Here is an 8009-nt window from a genome sequence, read left to right on the forward strand (position 1 = left end):
CGTGTTACCCCTCCGGGGTAAATAAACCACACGCACAAACATGTGCTACATTCTTTTACCCCTCCGGGGTATAAACCCGATTACCCGATAACCCAATACCCCAATCAAAAAATCAAAGATCAAAAAATCAAAGATCAAACCGCTCTATCTTCGCATCATGAACATACGTATCGGCTACGGCATAGATTACCATCAATTGGTAGAAGGAAGAGACTTATTCATTGGTGGCATCAAAATCCCCCACGACAAAGGCGCACTTGGACATAGCGATGCCGATGTACTCCTCCACGCCATCTGCGATGCGCTGCTGGGAGCAGCAGCATTGGGTGATATCGGTGTTCACTTTCCGGATACTGCTAATGAATTCAAGGACATTGACAGTAAGATTCTTCTGGCCAAAACAAAGTCATTGATCGAAGCCGAAGGCTATAAAGTGATCAACATAGACTCCACCCTCTGCCTCGAAGCCCCCAAAATAAAACCCTATGTCCCCCAAATGCAAGAAACCATTGCAGGCATTCTAGGCATTACCATAAAAGATGTTTCTATTAAAGCTACTACTACGGAGAAAATGGGATTTGTAGGAAGGAAGGAAGGACTCGTTGCGCATGCGGTTTGTTTGTTAGCGGGGTACTAGGTACTAGGTGCTAGGTACTGGGTGCTAGCCTGACCTTCGGGGAGACAAAAAACTTGCACCTAGTACCTAGTACCTTGCACCTAGCACCTCCTATTCCTTAGGCTCAAGACTGAAAACAACTCCTATCCTCAAAGTATTCGACAACGGATTACGTGTTACACCACTGCCTGAGGGTACTAGGTATGAGAAGTTGATATCCATAAAGTCGAGTTTAAAACCGGCACCAACACTGAAGTATTTTCTGTTGCCTCGGTTTTTGTTTTCATAGAAATAACCACTTCGGAAAAAGAACTGGTTATTATAACTATACTCAGCTCCAACAGATACTTGTAAAGATTTTCCGAAGCCTGTCCCATCACCAAATGATTTCATCCAGCTATTCACTACACCTGTTGTTCTGTAGTTGGAAAGATTGGTAGAATCCACCGTAAAATTCCCGGTAGCTACGGGTGGTGATGGTACCAGTAGTTTATTCATGTCTAAGGCGAAATTGATCTTATTGTTTTCATCCAAAACTTTGGTGTATGAAACACCAATACCCAGATTAGCAGGAATAAAATCTTTGTTTCTCGCATCATTGGTGTAACCAATCTTACTACCCAAGTTCGACAATACCACACCCCAATTCCACCCATTCCCATCTTCATCCAAACCATTGTGATATACTGATACATCACCGGCAACAGCATTACCTGCCTTATACACCACACCCGTTCCCACATCACCAACTACCAGTCTGGAATTGATATAACGCAAAGCCACACCAATACTCATTTTCTCATTCAGCTTTCTAGAATAGCCCAGATCAAAAGCAAACTCACTGGGACGTACAGAGTTCAATACATTACCGGAAAAGTCGGTGAGCTGAATATTACCCAAACTAAAAAAGCGAAGTGTCGATGAAATTGCCTGCTCATCATCCAGGCGATGATAACCGGCCATACTGGCGAGATATACATCATTCAATCCAAGGTCTTTCAACCAAGGTGTATAGTTGACTGCAATAGCGGAACGTCTGGGCGCAAACATCACTTTGGATAAATTCCAAAAGGGAGCATTCGCTTCCGGAGTGGTGGCAATGGCCACATCACCCATTCCCCCCGCACGTGCATCCGGAGAAATACGCAAAAAAGGAACAGCAGTAGAAACAATATTCACAGAGTCCTGTGCAATAGCACCGACAGACAACAGTAATCCAATAATGGCTGTCAGGGTTTTCTTAGAAGTAAAAAGCATGAAGCAATATATTTAAAAAGGTTGAATGGTTCGTGGTCCATAGTCCATGGTCCATAGTCCATAGTTAGGAAATATTTTTTTCGTTCTCACCCATCGTTGAAATGGTCGATGGTCCATAGTCCATAGTCCATGGTCGATAGTAGAGAAAAAAATCTACCATTTATTATATGTGTACCTCATCCATAGTAAGAAAAATCTTTCCTACTATGGACTATGGACCATGGACTATAAACTAAAGCGTAAAATTCAACCCATAGAGTCAATTAAAGGAGAATAAGTTGTCCGGCGTGAAAAGATTTTTGGGTGCCGGATTGAACAACCATGTTGTAAATATAAACAGCTTTTTGGATTTTTCGCCCTGATTCATCTCTTCCATCCCACTCTATTTCAATATTTCTGGTACCGGCTGTATTCAACTGCTTTGAAATGCGCTTCACCAGTCTGCCGGAAGATTGATAAATATAGATGTCCACTTTCAAATCCGTATTGGGTTGGTTGTGTTCAAAAGAGAAACGGGTTCGATCAAAAAACGGATTGGGGAAGTTCATCACTTTAGACAGTTTCAGCTGCTCTTGCCTCACCACTACATAATCCAATACCCCTTCCGTTGAATTATTCGCACCATCCCAAGCTTTCAACCGCAACTGATGCGCTCCATTGCTTTGTATCGGCAAACGAAACTGAAGACTGCCCGATGACCAACTATCCCTGTCAGCCACAAACAGATCATTCAATACCCGTTGATTCCCAACTTCATTATCGATGATGAGGGTGATATCATGTCCCACCCCATTACCCGAAGTATTGATTCCGGAGCTGTCTGACAATTGCGCAATCAGCAAAGGTGTTTCATGCGTCAGACCTCCATTTTTGAATCGGGTATCATTCAGGAATAGGCGAATCACCGGACCTGTACGATCGGTCAGTAATTGATCACTACCCACGATCACCAAGTTGGTATCAGCACCTGAGGCATCACGAAAGGCATCATAGGCATAGAAACTGATCTTCCCTTTACCCGGTTGAAAACTGACATCTTTTGGTAGAATTACTTCTATGCGGAATCGACCTGTATCTACCGAAAAAACACCTTTGAACAAGATGGCCGACTGTTGTTCAAACCTTGTCACAAAACTGCCCGATTCATTGGCGAGTGTCGAGATACTGCGTGGTTTATCTTGAATGATGGTTTCCATCGTTCCGGTAAAATCACGCAGACGATCACCTGAAGCATCTGTAATTTGTCCTTCGAGGATATAGCGGGTAGATGCTTGCAAAGTATCTCCTGTTACCACCGGTCTACCATTCACTGCTGTCAACTGAACACGATGAGCGGGATAAGATAAACGCATGGCAGGATCACCCAGCAAAACAAATTTTCTTGAATTCAATATTTCGCCCGATTGAATGACTGCCAAATTTTTAGCCCTTCGAAAAGCTTCTCCTAATGACAAATACTGTTGAGTAGAAGGATCGCGTTGAAGGGCTTCTTGAATAAAATATTCATTGATGATACGATTACTCGCAGCCAATACCAATCTGGCTGTCGTCAATAAAGCAATAGCACCAGTGGAATCACCCGATAACATTTGCGCACCCAAGGCATTTTTTGCAGGATCATCAAATGGATAAAAATCACAACTGGCCGTCACCACCAAAGGCAAACGGGATGCGTTTTGTAAACGACCTGCTTCTTCTGTAGTGAAGACCGCTTCATCAGCCAGACGAATATGGTTGCCATGTCCACTGTAGTTCACAATCAACGCACCCTGATTCATTCGATTTACGATGGCTTCATTCACTGCCGGATAACGCGCACCACCACTACCACTTACCAATGGGAAAGCATCGAGGTAAATTTTCTGTGTTTGAAAAATGGTGTTTTTGGTAACAGCAGATACTCCTTCTGCATCATTCAAATGCAAATTTTGATCACGGTCATCTGCTATAAATAGTAATCGATTTCTCCACTCACCAAAACCCGCTGGACGATGGTAACCAATGATCTTATCGACCATGGTATTGGCTTCAGTTAGATTTCTGGCAGGCATTCTTCCAACCGCAATATCCAATGCCTGTTTAGCCGCACCAAGATTGATATCCACCGTATCATTCAACATCCCAAAAAAATCATCAGAAGTATAACTGGAAATGGGATCGAGTGATTGATTGCTTTGATGCGTAGGAATAAACCGATAATTATTCGCTACCCGATTACGCGGATCATAAGAACCACTACCGAATAATAAAAGATATTGTAGCGTGCTGTTGTTTTTATCGTACAGCATTTTCACAAAATTGCGAATAGCCGTAGGATCAGCAATACCTGAACCGAATTCCTGATACACTTGCTCTGTGCTGATTACCGCAACAGTACGCGCATATTGTTGACGATGAAAAGTGGCCAGTCTTTGTGCAGCTGTTACAAAAGAAGGATGTGTAATGATGAGATATTCAGGAACAGATAATCCATGTAAGTTTTGATTGCTAACATTTCCTATCACTGCGGGTGTCAATGCTTCTGCATCCGTAAATGCTACATATTCTCTAAGTCGACCTGCATCTTGATGAAAAATAAAATTGCCTGATGAAAGGTTACGCATGGCAACCGGAACGAATGGAGCTGTGATGTCCCACACTTTTATTCCGGTAGTCGTCCCGGATAATTCAAACCGCGCAACAGCACCATTACTCACAGAAGACCAATCGCGAAACAACAATACCTGATCAGCCGGTTTGATCAATGCTCTTCTTCCAAACAATTCAAATCGATTCAACCAAGATTCAGCACCTGAAGCTGCTGACTGATAATCGAAGCGTATGATGGTAGAAGATTGTGCTGCATTGTAGAGTTGCCCTTGTTCCTGATGCACGGCATATCGATCTAGAAAAGTTCCTGTGACTGAAGGAAAGATCAATGGAGTTGATTGTGTACCGTTGACCGTGGTGAGCATAGAAGCAGAAGCACCTACATTTCTGGAAGCAAAAGAAGCTCTCAGAAGAAAAGGCGTTTGTGTGATGACATTGGGCCAGTTCACCGAAAAAGTTCTGGATAAAGAACCGACAGTAAATTTTTCGCCATACCACTCTTTCCCGGATCCGATCAAATTCACCAAATCATTCTCAACCACCGCACGTTCCTGGAAGGAAGTAACCGTAACAGTTGATACCGGAAGAATATTCTGTTCCTGTATTCTTTTACCGATACCACCAATGGAAATATAGTAAAACGCAGAATCGCTGTACAAATTTTTAATGAATCGAAAACTTTGTTGGGCACTGTCTTTTTGCCAATGACCGCTACCATTGGAATAAAAGAGGAAATAATCGTTGTTGTTGAAAATGCCATCCCCACCATCCACTACTTGAATCGCATTTTCAAAAAGGTCGTCGATATAATCTGCATTGCCTTGTTCGCCTAAAATGGCGCCGCCGTTGCCGTATAAACGAATAGAAGAAGAGGATATCCCCCCTGCCCCTACCCCTGCCCCTAAAGGGGTGAGAGAAGACGCTTCTACCTTGTAGATGCCGGCTTCTTTAACGGCGATTTTTAGCCAGTTGCCGGAAGCAAGTACTGATGATGAAGCATACTGTCGCTGCGAATACCCACTTGCAGTGGTTATCACGAATACGATTCCAAATAGTACGATGCTTCTTATCATAACAAATACAAATATCAGCCCTTTTTCCTCTGCGAAACTCTGTGCCAAACTCTGTGTCACTCTGTGGTAAAAATTAACCCCACAATAAAAACCGTCATGTCGACCGAATCCCGAGCTCCTGATTTATTGGTCGTCATGTTGAGTCCGCCTAGGCGGATCGAAACATCTCCTCACTGTTAGCAACATCACGATTCTCCACCCTATAAAAATTTCCCCATAGTCAGGAGATTCCTCCATCCGCCGCGGCGGATCGGAATGACGATCCATTTTGTTACGTCTCCTGCGCCAAACTCCGTGCAACACGGAGGCGCACAGCGCTGTACAAAAATTTAACAATTTCCCGTAGAACTCCCCCTACATCCTCTAAATAACCGAAAGTCAACCCTTGGTAAATTGAGTAAGTGATGAATAGTGAATGATGAATTGTAATGGTCAACCCCAATAGCCAAAACATTCAATCTCAATTGTCTACCCCCAATCACCCGATAACCTGATCACCCATTACCTAGTACCTAGCACCTTGCACCTAGCACCTAAAACCTCGCACCTAACCCCTTTAAAATTAGCCTTTTACTAACAATAGAATTTCCCGGTTCATTATCGCCATAAACATAAAACTTCTATATTCGCATATACGTAAATTGAGACATTAGCGAAACATCTATACTCCACAAACACGAGAATCACATGCAAGTATTGAAAACAACACGGAATTTGCTCTTGTTGTTGACGTTAACAGGCGCTATGTCATCCTGTAAGATTTTCAAAAAGAAACCTGAGAAATCAACGGTTACCGGATGGAATTACAATGACAAGAATCAGGGTAACTTCAATGTTGCCAAGCCGAAAGATATTAAAGCTGCTCCCGGACTTGTATTCGTACAGGGTGGTACATTTACCATGGGTGCTGCCCAGGAAGATGTGATGGGTGATTGGAACAATATCCCCCGTCGTATTACAGTCAACTCCTTTTTTATTGATAAAACTGAGGTAGCCAACGTTCATTACCGCGAGTACCTCTATTGGCTCACCAACGTATTTGGTGGTGCAGGGATGGATTCCATTGTGGAAGAAGCCAAGCCCGACACCCTTGTATGGCGCAGTGAGCTGGCTTACAATGAGCCTTATGTAGAATATTATTTCCGCCATCCCTCCTACAACTATTATCCGGTGGTAGGTGTGAGCTGGAAGCAAGCTACAGACTTCTGTATCTGGCGTACTGATCGCGTTAACGAACTGACCCTGATGGGTAAAGGTTATTTGGATGCGAGAAACCAGATCAAAAGAGAATTGAACGGTTCCGGACAAGACAACTTCAATACCAAAGCCTATCTGATGGATGAGTACCAGGCTACTCCCGGCAGAACAGCTACTTCTAAAAAGAATCCATTAAAAGATGCCAATGGTCGTCCAAGAACCAAAGTGACATTTGAAGATGGTATTCTGTTTGGTGACTATCGTCTACCTACAGAAGCTGAGTGGGAATATGCAGCCTATGGTTATATCGCTGAGAATCCCCAGAAGAAATCAAAAGGATCTAAACGCGGAGAAGAATTGATCGCCAACAAGCAAATCTATTCTTGGAAGAACAATGGTTATGACAATGTTCGTTACACACAGAAAAGTGCTTATCAAGGTGCATTCCTCGCCAACTTTAAAAGAGGTGCCGGTGATAACATGGGTGTGGCAGGCGGACTGAACGATAATGCTGCAATACCTGCAGAAGTAACTTCATTCGTTCCCAATGGCTATGGCCTATACAACATGAGTGGCAACGTGAGTGAGTGGGTGGCAGATGTGTATCGTCCATTGAATTCATTGGATGGTGATGACTTTAATACCTACCGTGGTAACGAATTCCGTAAGATTGATATGAGTGGTGGACAAGGTAACTTGCGTGATGATAAGGGCAGAATCAAAACCGTATTGGAAGAAGATTCTACTTTACGCAACAGAAGAAACTATCAGCGTTCTTATGCAACCAATTATCTCGATGGTGATTCTTCCAGTGCTGTATACTATGGCTATGGTGTTACCTCACTGGTTTCAGATAAGTCACGTGTATACAAGGGTGGTAGTTGGAATGACAGAGCATTCTGGTTAAGTCCGGGCGCACGTCGCTTCCTCGAAGAAGACTTAAGTACCAATACCATCGGTTTCCGTTGTGCAATGAGTCACTATGGTGCCGCCGAAGGAATTTCTCGTAAAGCCAAAACCGGTCAATTCTTCCCCCCTCGCCGCAATAAACGTTAAGAAGGAAAAGGTAAAAATAGAAAGAGCTGTCTCGTAAGGGGCAGCTTTTTTGTTTGGGGTGCTAGGTGCTAGGTACTAGGTACTAGGTACTAGTTTTTTTTGTCTCGCCGAAGGCGAGACTAGTACCTAGTACCTAGTACCTAGCACCTAGTACCTAGTACCTAGCACCTAGTACCTAGTACCTAGTACCTAGCACCTAGTACCTAGTACCTAGTACCTAG

General features: G+C 43.4%; 4 protein-coding genes. 2 read left to right on the plus strand and 2 right to left on the minus strand.

Annotated elements, in window-relative coordinates; genetic code table 11:
• Nucleotides 1–157 precede the first annotated feature (157 nt).
• Nucleotides 158–637: a 2-C-methyl-D-erythritol 2,4-cyclodiphosphate synthase gene (gene ispF, locus ACTIEV_RS14930; protein WP_439516768.1), complete on the plus strand. Its 480-nt coding sequence runs from the start codon at nt 158–160 to the stop codon at nt 635–637.
• A gap of 90 nt (nt 638–727) precedes the next feature.
• Here the strand turns inward: ispF and porV are convergent, their stop codons facing one another.
• Together porV and porU are read right to left on the minus strand one after the other, a co-directional pair.
• A complete protein-coding gene (gene porV / locus ACTIEV_RS14935) occupies nt 728–1873 on the minus strand; it encodes a type IX secretion system outer membrane channel protein PorV (protein WP_250686260.1) in 1146 nt (381 codons plus the stop codon).
• A gap of 263 nt (nt 1874–2136) precedes the next feature.
• Nucleotides 2137–5535 (minus strand): type IX secretion system sortase PorU, encoded by a 3399-nt coding sequence (porU, locus tag ACTIEV_RS14940; protein WP_439516769.1) that lies wholly within the window; start codon nt 5533–5535, stop codon nt 2137–2139.
• A 744-nt stretch (nt 5536–6279) separates the two neighbouring features.
• Between porU and ACTIEV_RS14945 the strand changes: the two genes are divergently transcribed.
• Nucleotides 6280–7788, plus strand: coding sequence for an SUMF1/EgtB/PvdO family nonheme iron enzyme (locus ACTIEV_RS14945; protein ID WP_439516770.1), 1509 nt, complete (start codon nt 6280–6282; stop codon nt 7786–7788).
• Nucleotides 7789–8009 lie beyond the last annotated feature (221 nt).

Origin of the sequence: Sediminibacterium sp. (assembly GCF_051861365.1) — a bacterium.
In the GTDB taxonomy this organism is placed as follows: domain Bacteria; phylum Bacteroidota; class Bacteroidia; order Chitinophagales; family Chitinophagaceae; genus Sediminibacterium.